Origin of the sequence: Azohydromonas lata (assembly GCF_034427735.1) — a bacterium.
In the GTDB taxonomy this organism is placed as follows: Bacteria; Pseudomonadota; Gammaproteobacteria; order Burkholderiales; family Burkholderiaceae_C; genus Azohydromonas; species Azohydromonas lata.
In genome coordinates this window covers 47,660-66,070 of sequence record NZ_JAXOJX010000011.1, presented here as the reverse complement: position 1 = coordinate 66,070, position 18,411 = coordinate 47,660, and the positions used below count along the sequence as shown (strand labels likewise).

Genomic DNA, 18,411 nt, shown 5'->3' with positions numbered 1-18,411 from the left:
CACCCGCTGCAGACGTCCGTCGCCTGCCTGGAAGCACTTCGCGTGCTGCCAGTGTCCCCAGCGCCGTACCGCCAAGGTGCGATGCGCCATCCCCAACCTCATGACGAGGAGACACCCATGATGAAAAAAATCGCCATCGCGGTGGCCGCCCTGCCCGCGGCCTTCGCCGCGCAGGCCCAATCCGGCGTAACCCTCTACGGTCTGGTCGACGCCGGCGTGGAATTCGTCAACCACGCCAGCGCCACGGGAGGTTCCGTCACGCGGCTGACCTCCGGTGGCATGAACACGTCACGCTGGGGCGTTCGCGGCAGCGAGGACCTGGGCGGTGGCCTCAAGGCCGTGTTCCAGCTCGAATCCGGCATCTTCATCGACAACGGCAGCGTGGATACGCCCAGCAGCGTTCCGAACGGGTTGTTCCGCCGCCAGGCCAACGTTGGCCTGGAGGGTGCCTTCGGCCGGATCATCGCCGGCCGCTCGTACACCACGGCCTACGACTTCATCCTGCCGTTCGACCCCATGGGCTATTCGCCGGCCTACTCCTGGGCCACGGCCAGCAACGGCACCACGGCCGCCGCCTCCAGTGCGTATGGCATGACCACCGCTTTCGACAACATCCTGAAGTACACCGGCACGTTCGGCGGCTTCAAGGTCGGTGCCTCCTATGGATTTGGCGAAGTGGCGGGCGCCAGCGGTGCCGGGCGGCGTTACGCGCTCGCCGTAGGCTATGGCGCCGGGCCCTTCAGCGCCGCGCTTACGGGCGAGCGCATCAACGGCACGCAGAATCCGACGCCCCGCGACGAGACCACGGCGTACCACGCGGGCCTGGGCTGGCAGCTCAACAAGGACGTGGCTCTCAAGGCCGGTGCCCGCTACTACAAGATGGAGCGGGCCAGCGGTGCTGCAGAACTGCGTGCCAACACCTACTGGGTGGGCGCGAACTGGCAGGCGACCCCGGCGCTGGGGTTGTCCGCGGGGCTGTACTACCTGGACCAGCGCAACCTCGCCACCGAAGCTGATCCCAAGATGCTGGTGCTGCGCGCCCGCTATGCGCTGTCCAAGCGCACCGACTTGTATGCCACCGCGGGCCATGCCCGCGCCAAGAACGGCCAATCGGTGGCGCTGACCCGCGATGTCAGCCCGCAGGGCGTCACGGGTTTCCGTGACACGCAGACCGGTGTGATCGTGGGTGTGCAGCACCGGTTCTGAGTAACCGACTTACGAGTCAAGTGCCGTGAAGTGAGCCGTTCCAGGGTGTACCGGTTCTGACCATGGCGTTGAGCATGCTTGCGCATACAAGCCGCCAGCGCCACCTTGGGCAGCTTGCCCGCGGCACGCAGCCGCTCGTGGAACGCCTTGAGCGGCGGGTTGCGCACGACGGCAGTGAGCATGGCCTGCCGAGCACGCGGCGCACGTCAAAGCGCCCGCCCTGTACACGGCGTCGTCCGTTGCTGTAGCCCGAGTCACAGGCCACGGGAGCCACGCCCACGAGGGCGGCGATCTCACGCCTGATCAGCCGCCCGATCTCAGGCAACTCGGCAATGAGCGTGGCGCTGGCCACGGGGCCAATGCCGCGTGCGGACTGCAACAGTGCATTGTGCAATCGCTGATGCTGCCCTTGCGGGGCTCGCCACTTTGGCAAACTGCTGCTACGTCTGTAGCAGCAGCCCGGCAGTCCGGCCGCACCTCCACATGAACAACATCCAGCACGGTGACTCTCCTACGGGGCTACATCACGGGCCCCTGGCCGGCGTAGCGCTTTGCGCAGAGGATTTCAATGCCGTGTTCGCCGCCATGCCGGGGGTCTGGCTGCTGCTGGCCGCCGACGCTCCGCGCTTCACGATGCTGGCAGCCAGCGACGAGCGCCTCGCAGCAACCCTGACGACCCGGGAAGCCACTTTGGGCCGGCCACTGTTCGAGGTGTTCCCGGATGCCAACCCGGACAACCCCGAGCCCTCTGGTGTCGGCAACCTGCGCATGTCGCTGGAGACTGTGCTGCGTACCCGGGCGCCGCACCGCATGGCCATTCAGCGCTACGACTTGCGCCGCTCCGATGGCACCTGGGAGGAGCGCCACTGGGCACCGCTCAACGTGCCGGTGCCGGGCGCCGACGGTGAAGTGCGCTTCCTGCTTCACCATGTCCAGGACGTCACGCACGAGGTCATGGGGCACCTGGCACTTATAAAAGCCGAGCAACGCGCGGCGCGTCTGCTGGAGCAGATGACGGACGCGCACTTCGTGCTCGACCCGGAGTTTCGCTTCGTCTCGATGAACCCGGCCGCCGAACGCCTGGTCAGCAAGTCAAGGCGAGAAGTGCTCGGGCGCACCCATTGGGACGTGTTCCCGGCTTCCGTGGATCTGGACGCGGGCCACGCGTATCGGCGCGTGGTGACCGAAGGCGTGGAGCAGCACCTGCATCAGCACTACGTCGGCGAAGGCTATGACGTGCACCTCGAAATCGATGCCTATCCGACCGAGGAGGGCGGTGTCGCGATCTTTGCACGTGACGTCACCGAGCGGGTGCGGGAGGCCGATACGCGCCGCAAGGCCCAGGCGCAGCGCTTCATAGCCCAGTTGGAAGACGCGCTGCGCCCGCATGGCGAGGCCAGCGCCATCCAGGCTGAAGTGGCGCGTCTGCTCGGCGTGCACTTGGGTGCCAGCCAGATCGTGTACAGCGAGGTGCCGGACGCCATCGTCCAGGATTTTGGTTCGTACGTAGCACAGCAGCTCGTGGCAAGGCAAACGGTCGTGGTCGCCGACGTGCAGGAAGCGGCGCAGCGCCAAGGGCTGGACCATCTCATTGAGGTGGCAGCGGGCATTCGTGCCTGCCTGATCGTGCCGATCGTGAAAGACGGATGCCTCGCGGCCTGTCTGGCAGTCAGCCAGAGCGTGCCGCGGCACTGGACCGCCGACGAGATCGCACTGGTGGAAGACGTGGCCGAACGCGCCTGGGCCGCCGTGCAGCGCGCACGCGCCGAAGAGGCCCTGCGCCTGAGCGAGGAGCGCTATCGCACGCTGTTCGAGCGCATGAACGAAGGTTTCTGCACTGTCGAAGTGATATTTGACGCTGCAGGCCGCCCGGTGGACTTCCGGCTCGAATCCGTGAATCCGGCTTTCAGCCAGCAGACGGGCTTGCTCGATGCCGTGGGGCGACGCATGCGCGAACTCGCACCGCAGCACGAGGCGCACTGGTTCGAAACCTTCGGACATGTTGCCATCACGGGCGAGCCCGTCCACTTCGAAGGTGCGGCCAAAGCGCTGCAGCGGAGTTTCGAGGTGCACGCTTTTAAGGTCGGCCAGCCTGGAGAACGGCGGGTGGCCATCCTCTTCAGGGATATCACGCAGCGCAAGCAGGCGGAAGGCGAACTCCAGGCGCTCAACGCCGCCTTGGAGCAGCGCGTGTTGAATCGCACCGCCGAGCTGGTCACGGCGCGCGATGCTGCCCAGTCCGCCAACCAAGCCAAGAGCGCGTTTCTGGCCACGATGAGCCACGAGCTACGCACGCCGCTCAACGCCGTCATCGGGTTGAGTCACCTACTGCAGCAGATGGCACTGCCCCCACGGGCACAAGGCTTCGTCGGCCACGTCGCCCAGGCCGGTGAGCAGCTGTTGGCCCTGGTGAACGACGTGCTCGACCTCTCACGCATTGAAGCCGGGGAGATGCGGCTGGAGCGTGTCGCCTTTGATCTGGCATCCGTACTCGACGCCGTGCGTGCCATTGTGGAGCCACAGGCCTTGGCCAAGGGGCTGATGCTGGAGTTCGATGCCGGAGCGGACCTGGCAAAAATGCTCACCGGTGATCCGCTGCGCCTGAAGCAGGTGCTATTGAATCTGCTGGGCAATGCCGTCAAGTTCACGCTGACCGGCAGCATCAAGCTGCACGTTCAACAAAAAGCTCATGGGGTTGGAGAGGTGCTGCTTCGATTCGACGTCAGCGATACGGGCATAGGCATCGCGCAGCAGGCGCAGGCACGGATTTTCGAAGCCTTCACGCAGGCCGACTCCTCCACCACGCGGCGCTTCGGTGGCACGGGACTGGGCCTTTCCATCGTGCGGCATTTGGTGGACATGATGGGCGGCGAGCTAGCGGTGCAAAGCCAGCCGGGGCAAGGCAGCACCTTCAGCGTCGAGCTGCCGTTTCGCTTGGCGTGATCGACCGGGAACAGACTGGATTCTCCTAAAAGGAGGGCGAGGGCAAAGACTTTCTCAGTGCCGACACCGGCTGCTTCGCGCCGCTTGCCGGCTAAACCGATACGCGCAGAATGCTGCCGTTGTCCTCGTCCGTCAGCAGCAGCAGGCTACCGTCAGGTGCCTGTCGAACGTGGCGGAAACGCCTTCCCAATTCGGCGAACATAGGCGTGCGGGACACCACGGTACGGCCTTCAATGCCCACCAGCCACAGTTCCTTGCCACCCAGTCCGGCAAGGATCAGGTGGTCGCGCCACTCCGGGAACATGCGCCCATCGCAGAAGGCCATGCCGCTGGGCGCGATGCGCACCCGGCCCCAATGCGTCACAGGCTGATCCAGGCCAGGCGCGGACGTGCTCCCGCCCACCACCGTGCAGGTATCTACCGGCGTCCCATATTCACAACCATAGGAAATCTTGGGCCAGCCGTAGTTGTGTCCTGGCTCGATGACATTGAGCTCATCGCCGCCTTGCGGGCCATGCTCACTGCTCCAGATGTCGCCCGTGACCGGGTGCATCGCCAGGCCTTGAGGATTGCGGTGGCCCAGCGTCCACAGCTCGGGCTGTGCGACCTCATGGCCTATGAACGGATTGTCCTGCGGCACGCTTCCGTCCCGGTTGATACGCACGATCTTTCCAAGATGACTGCGCAGCCATTGCGCCTGTCGCCTCAGCAGCTCGTTGCGCCCCTCGCCCACAGTGATGAAGAGCTTGTCGTCTCCCGCCAAGAGCAGACGGGAGCCATAGTGGAACGTGCTCAAGCTCAAGGGGTACTTCGGAAAGGCGCGGAAGATGACCGTGAAATCATGCAGCTCGGTGCCAACAAGACGCGCCCGGGCGACCGCAGCCCCGGCACGGTCGGATTGCTCGTCCGTACCCAGCTCCGCGTAGCTGAGATAGACCCAGATGTCACCGCCTTCACTGTGGTCCACCGCGACGTCCAGCAACCCGCCGTGGCCGGCAGTCTGGAGCCGCCCAATAGGGAAACCAGTAACCGTGCTGATCTTGCCGCCGTCCGCGCTTACAAGGCTCAAGCGACCGACGCGCTCCGTCACGAGCATGCTGTTGTCGGCCAGGAAGGCCAAGCCCCACGGGTGATCGAGGCCACTGCGCACCGTGCTCACGGTCGGCAGCAGGCCGCCCAAGGCCTTCACGCCCTCCAGGGCGCTTTCCGTGCGCGCCGCACTGCTGCCTCCGCCACAACCGGGCAGTAACGCGGCGACCCCGGCAGCGCTTGCAGCACCAGCCATACGGCGAAGTAATTCGCGTCGAGAATATCCGCTCAAGGTTGTTGCCAAAGCGGTATTTGGGCCCATGCGCATACATCTGTCCCTATGAAGTCGAAGGAAAGAGAACTTGGGAATTGTTTGGGAAGGCTCACCAAGCAGAAGAATCTCACACCAAGGCGCGCACTTTTGAATCGATTTGCATCTGATGCGGGGGCTCGTAGTTTTACGAAATGTACGGATCGGACGCTCTTTGCAAGCTCCACGTGGTGATGAGACCTGGCCTGCAAACATGTATACGGCTCGCTTGATGGGCAAGCCCTGTAGTCACGCCTGCGGCCTCGATGAGAACTCGCACAGCCACTTGCTCTGCGCGTCCGCCACGGATGTTCACGACAGCGGTCGATTGATGCACGAGCAACTGCCCTAGCCCATGCACTGCGCCCACTGAACCGAACGAGTGTGGCTCATAGGCCCCCGCGGGGTTTGACATGGACGATGAGCTTGCCGCCTGTGCGTTGATCGAACTCGCGGATGCGCTGTATCAGCGGTGCGGTGAGCACCTGCCCTACAGCCAGCATCAGCACGCCGGTAGGCGACACCAGGTCGCGCGCCAGCACCATCGTGGGTTCGAGCAGCTGCGAGCCCAGTATCACCTCGGGGTTGGACTGCCGCCGTTCGGGCTCGGTGATGTGCAGGAAGACATCCACCACCTCGGGGTCGAACTGAGTGCCGCGGCCATGGCGGATCAAGGCACGAGCCTCCTGCAGTGTCAATGGCGACTCGACCAAATGCCCGTTTTGCATCTCGTCGAAGGCGTCGACCACCGCGAGGATGCGAGCACCCAGTGGAATGGACTGGCCACTTTTTCCGACCGGAAAGCCCTTACCGTCGAATCGTTCATGGTGAGACCGGATGAGCGCCGCCACCTGCTGCATCTCCTCCATAGGCATCAGCGCCTGTTCGCCCAGTTCCGTGTGCCGCTGGTACTGCATGGACTCCTTGTCCGAGCACTTTGCGGCAGGTTTGGCCAACAGCGCATCGGGCAGTCCGATCAGACCGATGTCGTGCAGCAGCGATGCCACGAAGATCTGCTGCACCTCGTCGTCGGGGCAAGCCATGGCTTGCGACAGCTTGCGCGCCAAATCGGCAACCCGCCTGCCGTGCCCAGCCAAGCGCCCGCCGCGCATCTCGATCAGGCCCGAGAACACCTTGATGCCGGTGAGATAGCTGCGTTTGAGCGTGTCGTTGGCCTTGGCCAGCGCCTCGGTGCGCTCCTGTACACGCTGCTCGAGCGTTTCATTGGCTTGTTGCAGCTCCGCGTTTTGGCGTGACGTCAGCGCTTCCAGCCGACGGCGCTCGCGCTCAAGCTGAAGCATCTGCAAGCCCTGGCGCACGGTCGAGTGCAGCTCGCCATCGTCCCAGGGCTTGGTCAGATACCGAAAGATCCGCCCGCGGTTGATGGCTGCGATGGCCGCACCGGAATCGGCATGCCCGGTGAGCAACAGGCGAACAGTTTCGGGCCAGTGTGCGTGCACCTGTTCCAGTAGCGCAGCACCATCCATCGCGGGCATGCGCATGTCCGAGATGACGATGTCGACCGCCTGCGTGGCCAGCATCTGCAGCGCCTCGGCCCCACTGCCAGCGGTCAGAATACGCCAGCCGCCGGTGCGCAGCGTGCGCTTGAGCGCCGAGAGAATGTTGGGCTCATCGTCGACGCACAGCACGGTGGGCTCCGCAGCGGCGCAGGCCGCGGTTGCAGCAGGCGTCACCGGTAATTCGACGGCGTTCATGATGCGAGCGCCTCGCACAGGGCATCGGCCGCCGCGCCGCTGGACCGCAACACATCCAGGCAGAGCTCGACACTGACATTAAAGCGGGACCAGATGTCAACGCTAACCTCCGGGACGGCCTCATGAGCGTCCTCCTGCGGGACGACGCCATGCGCCAGCGCATCGGCGATATGCACCAGCTCCGTCAACGTCGCAGTACCCGAACCGGTCGAAGCAGGCGGCGCATGATGCGCGGCGATGGCGCTGGTGATGACGGCTGGCAGGTGCCAACGGTGGGCGAGCAGTTCGCCTGCGACACCGTGATCGACGCCGAGCACCACACGTTCGGCCTGCCACAGCGGCACATCGGCCTGGTGCGCGTACTGCTGCACGGTACCGTAGGCGGCAGGAAACGACGTCGCGAGCGCCAGCACGCCCACGTCGTGCAACAAGGCGGCGGTAAACGCCACATCGGCATCGAGCCGGACCACGGGTGCCAGCTCGCGCGCGATGATCGCGGTGGTCAGGGCACCACGCCAGAACTGTTTGAAATTCAGCGGGATATTGGCCTGTGCCGGAAACCGGGCAGAGACGGCCACCGCTGTCAGCAGCGCGGACACGGCTCGCAGTCCCAGAATGGAAATGGCCGCACGAATGGTCGCCACGCGCCCAGGCGCGCCATAGAAGGCGGTGTTGGCTGCCCGCAGCGTGCGCGCGACCATGGCCTGGTCGTGCTCGATGCGCTCGGCAATGGCCGTGGCGCTGATCCCCTCTGCCTGCAGAGCGGCCAATGCCTCCTGCACGGCCTGAGGCAAGCTCGGTAGCGCTATGACTGCACGCTGCAGTTCGCTCAACGTGATGGGCACATGCGGCGCTCTTTCCTGGCTTGCCGCGTGTGTTGACTCAGCAATGGCCAGGGGAGCCAACACACCGTGGTAGTGCCGCAGTAACGGAAGAAGCGGGTTCACCGAGCCCTGGGCCAATGAGCGTCGGAACAAGCGGGCCAGCGCGGCGGTGGCCCGCGGGGCTTCGATCGTAGGCACGTCACCGTGAGCTTGTTGGCTGACAGAGCCTGGCGCCTGTCCTTCGGATACAAGTGCAATCATTCAGTGGGCCTTCGCAGCGATCTCGGGGGTCAAGAGCAGGATGTGGCTTGGCATCTGCCCGTCACGCTGCAGCGTGCGGCGCAGCGCGCGGTGGCGCCTGCCGCCAAGCTCGATAATGGAGCCGGGTCCGCCCGTGTCCCAGTCCGTGCGCGTCATGCAGTCCGGCAAGACGTCGACGGCGCGCGCGCCGAGCTCGGCGGCGGCGCCGGGTATCAACTCCCGAGCCCCGGCGTTGACGAATGCCAGCGTGCCGTCGCCATCGACGACGACCACCGCCCCAGGAAGGGCCTCCAGCGCATCGCGCGCGCTGGAGGCCGCCAGGGCAAGCAACTCGGTTTCGCTGCGCTGCTGCGCCAGCAGCGCCTCAAGACGTTGGTTCAACGCCTGGTAGTCCGCGTTGGCTGACTCCACCTGACGCGCCAGGCGCCGGTTTTCGTCGGCCAGCTCCTTCTGGCGAAAGGCCTCGGCCACATGACCCCGCAGCAGGCCATCGCCCCAGGGCTTGGTGAGGAACTTGTAGATGGCCCCTTCGTTGATCGCGTCAATGATCGACTGCAGCTCGGTGTAGCCCGACAGCACCATGCGGATCGTGTACGGGTACAAGTCCTTGGCTCGCCGCAGGAAATCCACGCCGGTCATGGCGGGCATGCGCTGGTCGGACACGATGACGTCCACCTCGCATTCGGCCAGGCGCTGCAGCCCTTCGGCCCCGCTGGCGGCTGTGACGATCGTGTAGCCGTCTCGGCGCAGCAGGCGCTTGAGCGAGGCCAGGATGTGCACATCGTCATCGACCAGCAGCAACGTGCGCGTCCTGCGCACCCTGGTCACGAACCGGTCGGGCAGGCGGCGTCCTTCGCGCAACAGCGTGGCAAAGGCATCGGCCGGCAGCGCCGCGCTGAAGACGAAGCCCTGAATCAGATCGCAGCGGTTGGCCGCCAGCAGGCTGAGCTGACCCTCGCTTTCCACGCCTTCAGCCAGCACCTTGAGCTGCAGCCCTTGGGCCATGGTGATGAGGGCGCGCGTGACGGACACGTCTTCGGATGCGGCCGTCACGTCGTGCACGAACAAGCGGTCGATCTTGACCACGTCGATCGGCAGGCTGCGCAGGCGGCTCAGGCTGGAATAGCCGGTGCCGAAGTCGTCCAGCGCTATCTCAACACCCAGTGCCTTGATCTCGCGCAGCACGGCGGCCGCATGGCCCACGTCGGCCATCACCGAGCCTTCGGTCACCTCGACGCCAAGTAACGCCGGGACGGCACCGGTCTCAAGGAGGATGGCCTGAATGTGCTGCGCCAGATCACGGCGCTGCAGTTGCAGCGGCGAGAAATTGACCCCGATGCGCACCGGCGGCACGCCCTCGGCACGCCATTGGGCGATCTGCTGGCAGGCCCGACGCAAGACCCAATCACCCAGCGCTGCGATAAGCCCGGCACGCTCGGCCACGGGGATGAATTCGCCCGGCGAGACGACGCCCAGGGCAGGTGAGGTCCAGCGCAGCAAGGCTTCCGCGCCAGCGACGTGCCCGTTGGACAGATCCACCTGCGGCTGATAGTGAAGCTCCAGTTCGTCGTCTGCGATGGCCTTGCACAGCAGCGCCTCGACACGCATTTCGTGCAGTGCACGTGCGTTGGACTCAGGTTCGTAGAGAACGACCGGACCATCTTGCGTCGCCCGTAGACGGGCGGTCTGCGCAAGCTCAAGCAACTCCACGGGTCGCTGTGCATCTCCCGGAAAGCTCGCAACGCCGATGATGCAGCGGGCGATGATCTCGGTGGTGGAGAGGCGAACTGTGGTCTCCAGAACCTGGCGCATTCGCTCTGCGCGCGCCAGCACGATGGACTGCGCCTCGGTGGCGTCGGCCGGCAGCTTGAGCATCAGTGCGAACTCATGGCTGCCCAGGCGCGCCACGACCTCACCCTCGCTGGCAGTCTGCTGCAACCGCGCCGCCAGGGCCATGGCCAGTGCGTCCCCTGCACAAAAGCCCAGCTTGTCGCGAAGTTCCGAGATGCGCGGCACGTCAATCGCAAGCAGCGTGACGATGTGCTTGTCCCAGCCCGCTGCGACGATGGCGGCGTCGACCTTGTCGAGGAAGGCGGCGCGGTTGGGCAGGCCAGTCACATCGTCCTGCGTTGCCAGCTGCTGCATGCGCTGCTCGGCCTCTCGCTGAGCGGTGATGTCCTGCAGCAGCGCGATGCCGCGCCGCTTGCCAGCCTCGTCCTGCTCGACGCGTCCGCGGTGCAGCACGGTCAGGCGCTGTCCCTGCGCCGTGAGCACACGGTGCTGGAAGTCGAACGGCTCACCAAGCTCAGCGCCACGCCAGATGCCCGCGACGAGGTCGCACTCGTCGGGCGGAACCCAGTCCAACGCGTCAATGCTGCACGCGGGCGCGTCGGCCGCCAGACCCAACAGCTGCTGCAATCCGCTGGACAGCTTGACCAGGCCCTCAGGCAGCGTGATCTCGAAGGACCCCGAGCGGCACAGTGTTTCGGTGCGCTCCAGCATCTGCGCATTCCAGCTCGCCCGCTGCAGCGCACCGGTGAGCTCGGTGATGTCGTTCAACGTGACCAGCACCGCTGGCCGTCCTCCAAAGGGCACCAAGGTGGCGAAGACGCGCACGTCCAAACGGCTGCCGTCGCGGCGTACCATCGGCATTTGTCCGGGGCGACCGACCTTGCCTGCCAAGCGGCGCGCGACGATCTCGCGGGTGCGCTCCAGATGCTCGGGCGGCGCGGCGACTTGATGATGCTGGCCGATCAGATCCTCCCGCGGCCAGCCGATCAGCGCCGCGAACGTCGGATTGGCGTAGACGATGCGTTCCTCCTGGATCACGAAGTGCGCAGTCTGCGAATGCTCGATCAGCGCGCGCGCATCGTCGCCCAACAAGACATCACCGTCGGCTGTCGTCTCCAGAGGGATAGGCGCTTGCATCGGGGTACAACAAGTTTGGATGGGTTGGCCTTGCCGGGCGTGCCGGAGACCGCCGCGCGCGTGGGTGGAGCGAAAAAGCCGGCGCAGGGAGGAATGCCCGCGGCGATGGCTGGGTGCCGCGGCCGGTCGCTCCAGGTGCCGGGTGTCTGCACTGATTCAGCACACATCGGAAGCACCGACCCACTGCCGGATTCTTCGACCAATCCGGCCGTGGGTTGAGGCGCTCGTGGCGCCGGTCGTGACGTTCGCCACAGGAGCGGGAAGCAAAGGCTCGATTCCACTTCGAACCGGCCGATACAAGCGCAGTCTCCCGACGCCGGTCGTCGGGCCCTAGTGCAACGGAGGCTTCATGCACATCGACCAATACCTATGGACTCCTGCCGCTGGTTGGACGCCCGTTCTGCCTGCGGATGAATCGCCGGCGCAGTTGGTATTGCTCTTTGGCGGCGGCGCCTTGCTGCAGCGCAACGAGCCCACGGACGCGCTGCGCGCGGCGTTCCCGCAAGCCACCTGCGTAGGTTGCTCGACTGCGGGCGAGGTGGCTGGAACCATCGTCCACGACGACACGCTGGTGGCTACCGCGGTGCACTTCGAGTCTTGCACCGTGGAAAGCGTTGAGGCGAGCGTCGAGCCCGGCAGCGATGGCGTCGAAGCCGCGCGCCAAGTCGTCTCGGCGCTGGTGCGGCCGGGCTTGCGCCACATGCTGGTGTTCTGCGATGGCCTGTTGGTCAAAGGTGATGCCTTTGCTCATGCAGTGCGCGCGGAACTGCCCGCCGACGTGTGCGCCAGCGGAGGACTGGCGGCCGATGGCGACCGGTTCGCCAAAACGATGGTCTTTCGCGACGCAAAGGCCAGCACCGCCCTCGTGGTTGCCGTCGGCTTGTATGGCGATGCGCTGCGCATAGGCTATGGCTCGCTCGGCGGTTGGGACAGCTTTGGGCCCGTGCGGCGTGTCACGCGGTCTGTGGGCAACCTGCTGTTCGAGCTCGACGGCGAGTCGGCGCTGGCGCTGTACAAGACCTACTTGGGCGAGCATTCACGGGGGCTGCCGGGCTCGGCCCTGCACTTCCCGCTGCTGCTCGAAGACCCTGACGGCGGGCCCGGCCTGGTCCGTGCCGTGCTGGGCGTTGACGAAGCCGCAGGCAGCCTGACCTTCGCCGGTGACATTCCCGAAGGCACGCAGGCCCGACTGATGAAAGCCAACTTCGATCGGCTGATCGATGGTGCGGCCGGAGCGGCCGGCGCCAGCGTGCACCGGCTCAATGGTGTCGAACCCAAGCTGGCACTCTTGGTCAGTTGCGTGGCGCGCCGCCTGGTGTTGCGCCAGCGAATCGAAGAGGAACTGGAAGCCGTGCGCGAAGTCCTGCCGCACGCAGTGCTCGCCGGCTTCTACTCGTATGGAGAGCTGTGCCCACAGGGCAGCGTGGGCAGTTGCGAGCTGCACAACCAGACGATGACGATCACTACCTTCGCCGAAGCATGAGTGCCATTCAGCCTACCGAAGTCAACTCGCTGCGCCTGCACAAGCTGCTGCAGCGTCAGCTCAGACGCGCCTTTGGCTCGACCGATGCGACCCCTTCAGGGCTGGGGAACCTGCTCATGGCCATCAGCCGAGCCTACGAAGATGCTGACGCCGACCGCACGATGATCGAGCGCTCGCTCGACTTGATGTCGCGCGAGCTCAACGATCGCAACGATCGCCTTCGAGCCGAACTGGCCGAGCGCCAGCGGCACGCCGACGAGCAACAGGCGCTGATCCGCCGCCTCGCGCAGACGCAAAGCCAGCTCGTGCAAGCCGAGAAAATGGCCTCTATCGGCCAGCTCGCCGCCGGCGTGGCGCATGAGATCAACAACCCGATCGGCTACGTCGGCTCCAATCTCACGAGCCTGCAGACTTATGCGCAATCGCTGCTGGCCATCGTCGCCGCGTTCGAGGCCCGCCTGGGCGCCTTGCCACCGTCGGAGGCAACAGCCCTGCGGACGTTGATGCAGGAGCACGACTACGACTACCTGCGCGAGGACGTGCCCGAGCTGTTGCGCGAATCCGGCGCGGGCGTGCAGCGCGTGCGCCAGATCGTCCAGGATCTGAAGGATTTCTCGCACGCCGCAGAGCAGGAATGGGTCTGGGCCGATCTGCACAAGGGACTCGATTCAACGCTCAACATCGTGCACAACGAGATCAAGTACGTGGCCGATGTGGAGCGTCGCTACGGTGAGATCCCTCAGGTGCATTGCCTGGCCTCGCAGCTGAACCAGGTGTTCATGAATCTGTTGGTCAACGCCGCGCATGCGCTGGCCGGGCGCGAGACGCACGGCCGCATCGTCGTCACGACCGGGTGCCTGAGCGCGGACGAAGTCTTTGTCGAGGTCGCCGACAACGGCTGCAGCATCGCGCCAGAGCATCTGGGACGCATCTTCGATCCCTTCTTCACCACCAAGCCGGTTGGCAAGGGCACGGGGCTGGGCCTGTCGGTGTCCTACGGCATCGTGCGTCGCCACGGCGGCCGCATCGACGTAGACAGCCGGCTGGGTGAAGGCACACGCTTCCGGGTCTGTCTGCCCGTACGGCACGAAGCACCCGAAGCCGAGCGGGCCGCAGATTAGCTGCGTCGGCGCGGCGCGCAAAGAGCCCACTGGCCTATCACGCACGGGCGTCTGTAGCCGGCAGTTCGACGATACTGCCTGCGGTATCGTGCCTGCTACATGTTGAAAGTCCGGTCAAACCTTGAGGGGAAGGCATGAACCGCTATCCGCTGGAGATCTTCTGGAGCAGCGAGTGCCAGGGCTTCATTGCACAAGCCCCTGATCTTCCCGGCTGCAGCGCTTCAGGCGCCACGGAAGCCGAGGCCGCAGCCGCCGCGCAGCAGGCGGTTGCGGCCTGGGTCGAGGCCGCCCGGGCAGCCGGCCGGGCTGTGCCGGCGCCGCGCGAGGTGCTGCCGCTGCACTGCTACAGCGGCAAGTTCCTGGTGCGCGTGCCACGCAGCCTGCACGCGCGGCTGGCGCGGCAGGCTGCCGCGCAGGGCGTGAGCCTCAACCAGTACGTGGCTGGGGTGCTGGCCCGTGGGTGATTCGACGGTGTCGTCGCAATCGCCCGGTGACAGGGCTTGGCCCTGTCGCGCACGCGCAGCGCCTGCGACGGCTCCAAGCGCCGGTTGCCCACGGCGGCCAGCCGCCCAATCCGGCCGAACACGGTGCTAAAGCCCGCATCACCGAACAAGGCTGCCGACAGGCATGCGCCGAGTCCGATTCAGCTGCCCGGGATTCGTTCGCTGCTGATGTGGCTGGTGCTGGCCTGCTTGCTGCCTTGCGTGCTGGCGGCGACGTTGCTGTTCGTGCATGAGTACCGCGGCGGGCGTGCCAACCTGGAGCGCGACACGGTGCAGACCGCACGCGCGCTCACCCAGGCGGTGGACAGCCAGATCCTCAGGGCGCAGTCCATCGGCCAGGTGCTGGCCGTCTCACCGTCACTGGCCGCCGGTGACTTCGCCGCGTTTCACCGTCAGGCCAAGGAAGCCGTTGTGGCGTCCGGGTTCGTCACCAATGTCCTGCTCAGCGACGCCTCCGGCCAGCAGGTAGTCAACACCGCCACCGAGTTTGGCCAGCCGCTGCCCATGCGTGCCGACCCACAGCGCGTGCGTCCTGTCTTCGACACGGGCCAACCTCTGGTCACGGGCGTCGTGCTCGGTGGGGTACTCAAGCGGCCCGTCATCGGCATCGACGTGCCGGTGCGCGTTCATGAACGTGTCGTGTACTCACTGGGCGTGGGCATTGCAGCGGAGCAGTTCAATACCGTGTTCGAGGCGCAGCGGCTGCCGCCGGACTGGATTGCCGGCGTTTTCGACCGCACCGGCACGCTCGCCGCACGCTCACGCAAGCCTGAGCAGTTCGTCGGACACAAGGCTTCCGCACAGCTGCTGCAGGCCTTCAAGCTAGCCGAGGCCGGCACGACGGAGTCCACCACCCAGGAAGGCATCCCGGTGACGACCTTCTTCAGCTGCTCCCCCACCACGAAGTGGTGCGTGGCCATCGGCATGCCGCGCCAGGCGCTGCTGTCGGGCCTGATGCGCACGCTATCCGTACTGACGGCCGGCGCCGCCGTCCTGCTGTTGTTGAGCTGGGTACTGGCCCGCCGCGTGGGTAAACGCATCGCGCGCTCGGTGGAGGCGCTGACCGTGCCCGCCACTGCACTGGGGTGCGGCGATGTGCCCGAGCCGCCTGTCGTGAGCGTCCGGGAGGCAGCCGACGTGGCGGCGGCCCTCGCTCGCGCGGCCGACCTGCTGCAGCAGCGCGATGCCCTCGTGCAGCACCGGGATGCACAGCTGGACGAGGCCCACCGCTTGGCCCGCCTGGGAACCTGGTCATGGGACCCTGTCACCGGGAGTTTCCAGGCCTCCGGTTCGCTGTGCCGTCTCCTGGGCCAGGACGCTGAGCCTTCCGGCTGGCCGCTGGAAGCGGCGTTTGCCGCCGAAGCATGGCAGCGGCTGCAGGCGGCGGCACGGCAGGCCGCGAGCACGGGCACTGGGTTCGACCTGGAGTTGCCCGCACGCGATGGCCATGGCCGGCTGCTGTGGCTGCACGCCAGGAGCGGCGTGGTGCGTGACGACACTGGCGAAACGCTGGCTCTTCACGGGACGATGCAGGACATCACCGAGAGCAAGCAGTCTGGAGCCGCGCTGCTGCGGGCGCATGAGCGGCTGGGCCTGGCGCAGCGCGCGGCCCGGGCCGGCTTGTGGGAATGGGATCTCGCCATGGGGAGCTTCCACTGGTCCGACGAGCTGTTCCTTTTGTTCGGCCTCGATCCGCAGCGGGACCACGCCGGTATGGAGGCATGGCAATCGGTGGTGCATCCCGACGATCGCCAGCGCGCGCTGGCCGCCGTGACGGCCGCGGTGCAAGAGCGCCGTGCGCTGTCGGTGTCCTACCGCATCGTGCTGGGCGACGGGCAGGAACGCTGGATTGACGCCTCTGGCGGTATCGGTGAGGACAGCGACGGCAAGGGCTTGCGCATGAGCGGCCTGTGCATCGACGCTACCGCGTGGCGCCAGGCCGAGCGGGCAGTGGCCGAGCTCAACGCGACGCTGGACCTGGCTCCGGTGCTGGTGCGCGACTTCGACGGCACGATCCGCCACTGGTCCAAGGGCTGCGAGCGGCTTTACGGCTGGCGCACCGACGAGGCCGTGGGGCGCAACGCGCACGAGCTGCTGCGCACGGTCTTTCCCGTGCCGTTGCCAGCGTTGGAGGGGGTGCTGGAGCGCGAGGGCGAGTGGACGGGTGAGCTGCACCACACCACGCGCGACGGCCGGGTGCTGGCCGTGGTCGCGCGCAAGGCGCTGCGCCGCGGTGCGCAAGGCCGTCCGCTGGCCGTGGCCGAAGCGGTGACGGACGTGACGGCGGCCCGCGAAGCACAGACCGAGCTCGCCCGGCTCAACACCACACTGGAGCAGCGCGTGCAGTCGCGCACGCTGGAGCTGGTGGCCATGCGCGATGCGGCCGAGGCTGCCACACGGGCCAAGAGCGCATTCCTGTCCAACATGAGCCACGAGATCCGCACGCCGATGAACGCCATCATCGGCTTCACCCACCTGCTCATGCGCGACGCCGCGCCGGGGCAGCAGCTGCAGCGGCTGCAGACGGTGGAGCAGGCGGCGCAGCACCTGCTGCGGCTGCTCAACGACATCCTGGACCTCTCCAAGATCGAGGCCGGCAAGATGGTGCTGGAGGACGCCGAGTTCGACCTCGACGTGCTGCTGTCGCGCGTCATCAGCCTGGTGCGCGAGGCCGCGGCAGCCAAGCAGCTGGAGTTGGTGCTCGACACCCACGGGGTGCCGCAGCACCTGCGCGGGGACTCGACGCGGCTGTCGCAGGCGCTGCTCAACCTGCTGTCCAACGCGGTGAAGTTCACCGCGAGCGGCTGGGTGCGCCTTCGCATCGAGCTGCTGCAGGACGGTGCCGCGCAGATGCTGCTGCGCTTCGAGGTCAGCGACACCGGCGAAGGCATCGCGCCCGCGCGGCTGGGGGCGCTGTTCAGCGCCTTCGAACAGGCCGACGCCTCCACCACGCGCCGCCACGGCGGCAGCGGGCTGGGGTTGGCGCTCACGCGCCACATCGCGCAGCTCATGGGGGGCGAGGTGGGCGTGCAAAGCAGCCCGGGCCAGGGCAGCACCTTCTGGTTCACGGCCCGGGTGGGATGCGCTGCGGGCCCGGCCAGGACGCTCACGCCCATCCGGCTGCAGGGGCTGCGAGCCTTGATCGTGGACGACCTGCCCGAGGCCCGCTCTGCGCTCGTCGAGCAACTCTGGGGGCTGGGGCTCAAGGCCACGGCCACGGAAAGCGGCCAGGCCGCGGTGGGCTTGGTGCACGACGCCCGCGCTGGCGGCGGCTTCTTCGACCTGCTGCTCATCGACTGGCGCATGCCGGCCATGGACGGCATCGCCACGCTGGCACAGCTGCAGCAGGCGCTCCCGGGCCCGGTGCCTCCCAGCATCCTGGTCACGGCGCAGGACGAGCCTTGTCTGCACGAACAAGCCAGGGAGGCGGGATTCCATGCCGTGCTGCTCAAGCCCGTCACGGCGTCGGCGCTGCACGATGCGCTGGTGCACCTGCTGCAGCCGGCATCGGGCACGGCGCTCGCCGTCCCGTACATGCCGGGCCGGCAGATGCTGCAGGCCCTCAGGAGTCGACACGCCGGCGCACGGGTCCTGCTGGCCGAGGACAACGCGGTCAACCAGGAGCTGGTGGCCATGCTGCTGCGCGCTGCCGGCCTGGAAGTCATCGTGGCCGAGGACGGCGAGCGCGCCGTCGAGATGGCGCTGGTGCAGGAGTTCGACGTGATCCTGATGGACATGCAAATGCCCCGCATGGACGGACTCGCCGCCACGATCGCCATGCGCAAGGAGCACAGGCAGCGCGTGCCCATCATCGCCTTGACGGCCAACGCCTTTGCGGATGACCGCAAGGCCTGCCTGGCCGCCGGCATGAACGATTTCATGACCAAGCCGGTGGTGCCGGAAACGTTGTACGCGATGCTGGCGAAATGGCTGCCGCCTATGCACGCAGAAGCTTCCCCAAGCTCTTCCGCAATCTCCGGGTACCGGCCGCCGGCGGCGTGATGGTGCGAGAGCCTGCCAGGCACGAATCGTGAGTTCATTCCCTTGTTTCTTCGCCAAGCTGCTGAGCAAATCCATGAAGCCGCTGA

10 protein-coding genes and 1 pseudogene are annotated in these 18,411 nt (G+C 66.5%); 6 read left to right on the top strand and 5 right to left on the bottom strand.

Annotation, left to right across the window (positions count from 1 at the left end):
• The first annotated feature begins 120 nt into the window (after positions 1-120).
• A complete protein-coding gene (locus SM757_RS09145; RefSeq protein WP_322465227.1) occupies positions 121-1,206 on the top strand; it encodes a porin in 1,086 nt (361 codons plus the stop codon).
• 16 nt (positions 1,207-1,222) lie between these two features.
• Here the strand turns inward: SM757_RS09145 and SM757_RS09140 are convergent.
• A pseudogene (locus SM757_RS09140) lies at positions 1,223-1,609 on the bottom strand (transposase); the annotation flags it as partial.
• Between the two features lie 80 nt (positions 1,610-1,689).
• On the opposite strand from SM757_RS09140, the gene SM757_RS09135 reads away from it, so the two are divergent.
• Positions 1,690-4,149 (top strand): ATP-binding protein, encoded by a 2,460-nt coding sequence (locus SM757_RS09135; protein WP_322465185.1) that lies wholly within the window; start codon positions 1,690-1,692, stop codon positions 4,147-4,149.
• Between the two features lie 91 nt (positions 4,150-4,240).
• On the opposite strand, the gene SM757_RS09130 is transcribed toward SM757_RS09135, so the two are convergent.
• The 4 genes from SM757_RS09130 to SM757_RS09115 form a co-directional block, all read right to left on the bottom strand.
• The gene (locus tag SM757_RS09130; RefSeq protein WP_322465184.1) at positions 4,241-5,338 is read right to left on the bottom strand and encodes a PQQ-dependent sugar dehydrogenase; all 1,098 of its coding nucleotides are present in this window, start codon (positions 5,336-5,338) and stop codon (positions 4,241-4,243) included.
• A 539-nt stretch (positions 5,339-5,877) separates the two neighbouring features.
• Positions 5,878-7,203 carry an HD domain-containing phosphohydrolase gene (locus SM757_RS09125; protein WP_084267574.1) on the bottom strand — a complete coding sequence of 442 codons (1,326 nt, stop codon included), beginning with the start codon at positions 7,201-7,203 and terminating at the stop codon, positions 5,878-5,880.
• Positions 7,200-8,288 carry an HDOD domain-containing protein gene (locus tag SM757_RS09120; RefSeq protein WP_322465183.1) on the bottom strand — a complete coding sequence of 363 codons (1,089 nt, stop codon included), beginning with the start codon at positions 8,286-8,288 and terminating at the stop codon, positions 7,200-7,202. The genes SM757_RS09125 and SM757_RS09120 overlap by 4 nt, the downstream gene beginning before the upstream one ends.
• Positions 8,289-11,168, bottom strand: a complete 2,880-nt coding sequence (locus SM757_RS09115; protein WP_322465182.1) for an EAL domain-containing protein — start codon at positions 11,166-11,168, stop codon at positions 8,289-8,291.
• Between the two features lie 397 nt (positions 11,169-11,565).
• Here SM757_RS09115 and SM757_RS09110 point away from each other — a divergent pair, with 397 nt between their 5' ends.
• The 4 genes from SM757_RS09110 to SM757_RS09095 all read left to right on the top strand — a co-directional run bounded on the left by SM757_RS09110 (position 11,566) and on the right by SM757_RS09095 (position 18,325).
• The gene (locus SM757_RS09110; protein WP_066337600.1) at positions 11,566-12,699 is read left to right on the top strand and encodes an FIST signal transduction protein; all 1,134 of its coding nucleotides are present in this window, start codon (positions 11,566-11,568) and stop codon (positions 12,697-12,699) included.
• Complete coding sequence (locus tag SM757_RS09105; RefSeq protein WP_322465181.1) at positions 12,696-13,820, top strand: ATP-binding protein; 1,125 nt, start codon at positions 12,696-12,698, stop codon at positions 13,818-13,820. The genes SM757_RS09110 and SM757_RS09105 overlap by 4 nt, the downstream gene beginning before the upstream one ends.
• Before the next feature lie 134 nt (positions 13,821-13,954).
• On the top strand, positions 13,955-14,284 hold the full coding sequence (locus tag SM757_RS09100) for a toxin-antitoxin system HicB family antitoxin (protein ID WP_066337601.1): 330 nt from the start codon (positions 13,955-13,957) through the stop codon (positions 14,282-14,284).
• A 207-nt stretch (positions 14,285-14,491) separates the two neighbouring features.
• On the top strand, positions 14,492-18,325 hold the full coding sequence (locus tag SM757_RS09095) for a response regulator (RefSeq protein ID WP_322465180.1): 3,834 nt from the start codon (positions 14,492-14,494) through the stop codon (positions 18,323-18,325).
• Positions 18,326-18,411 lie beyond the last annotated feature (86 nt).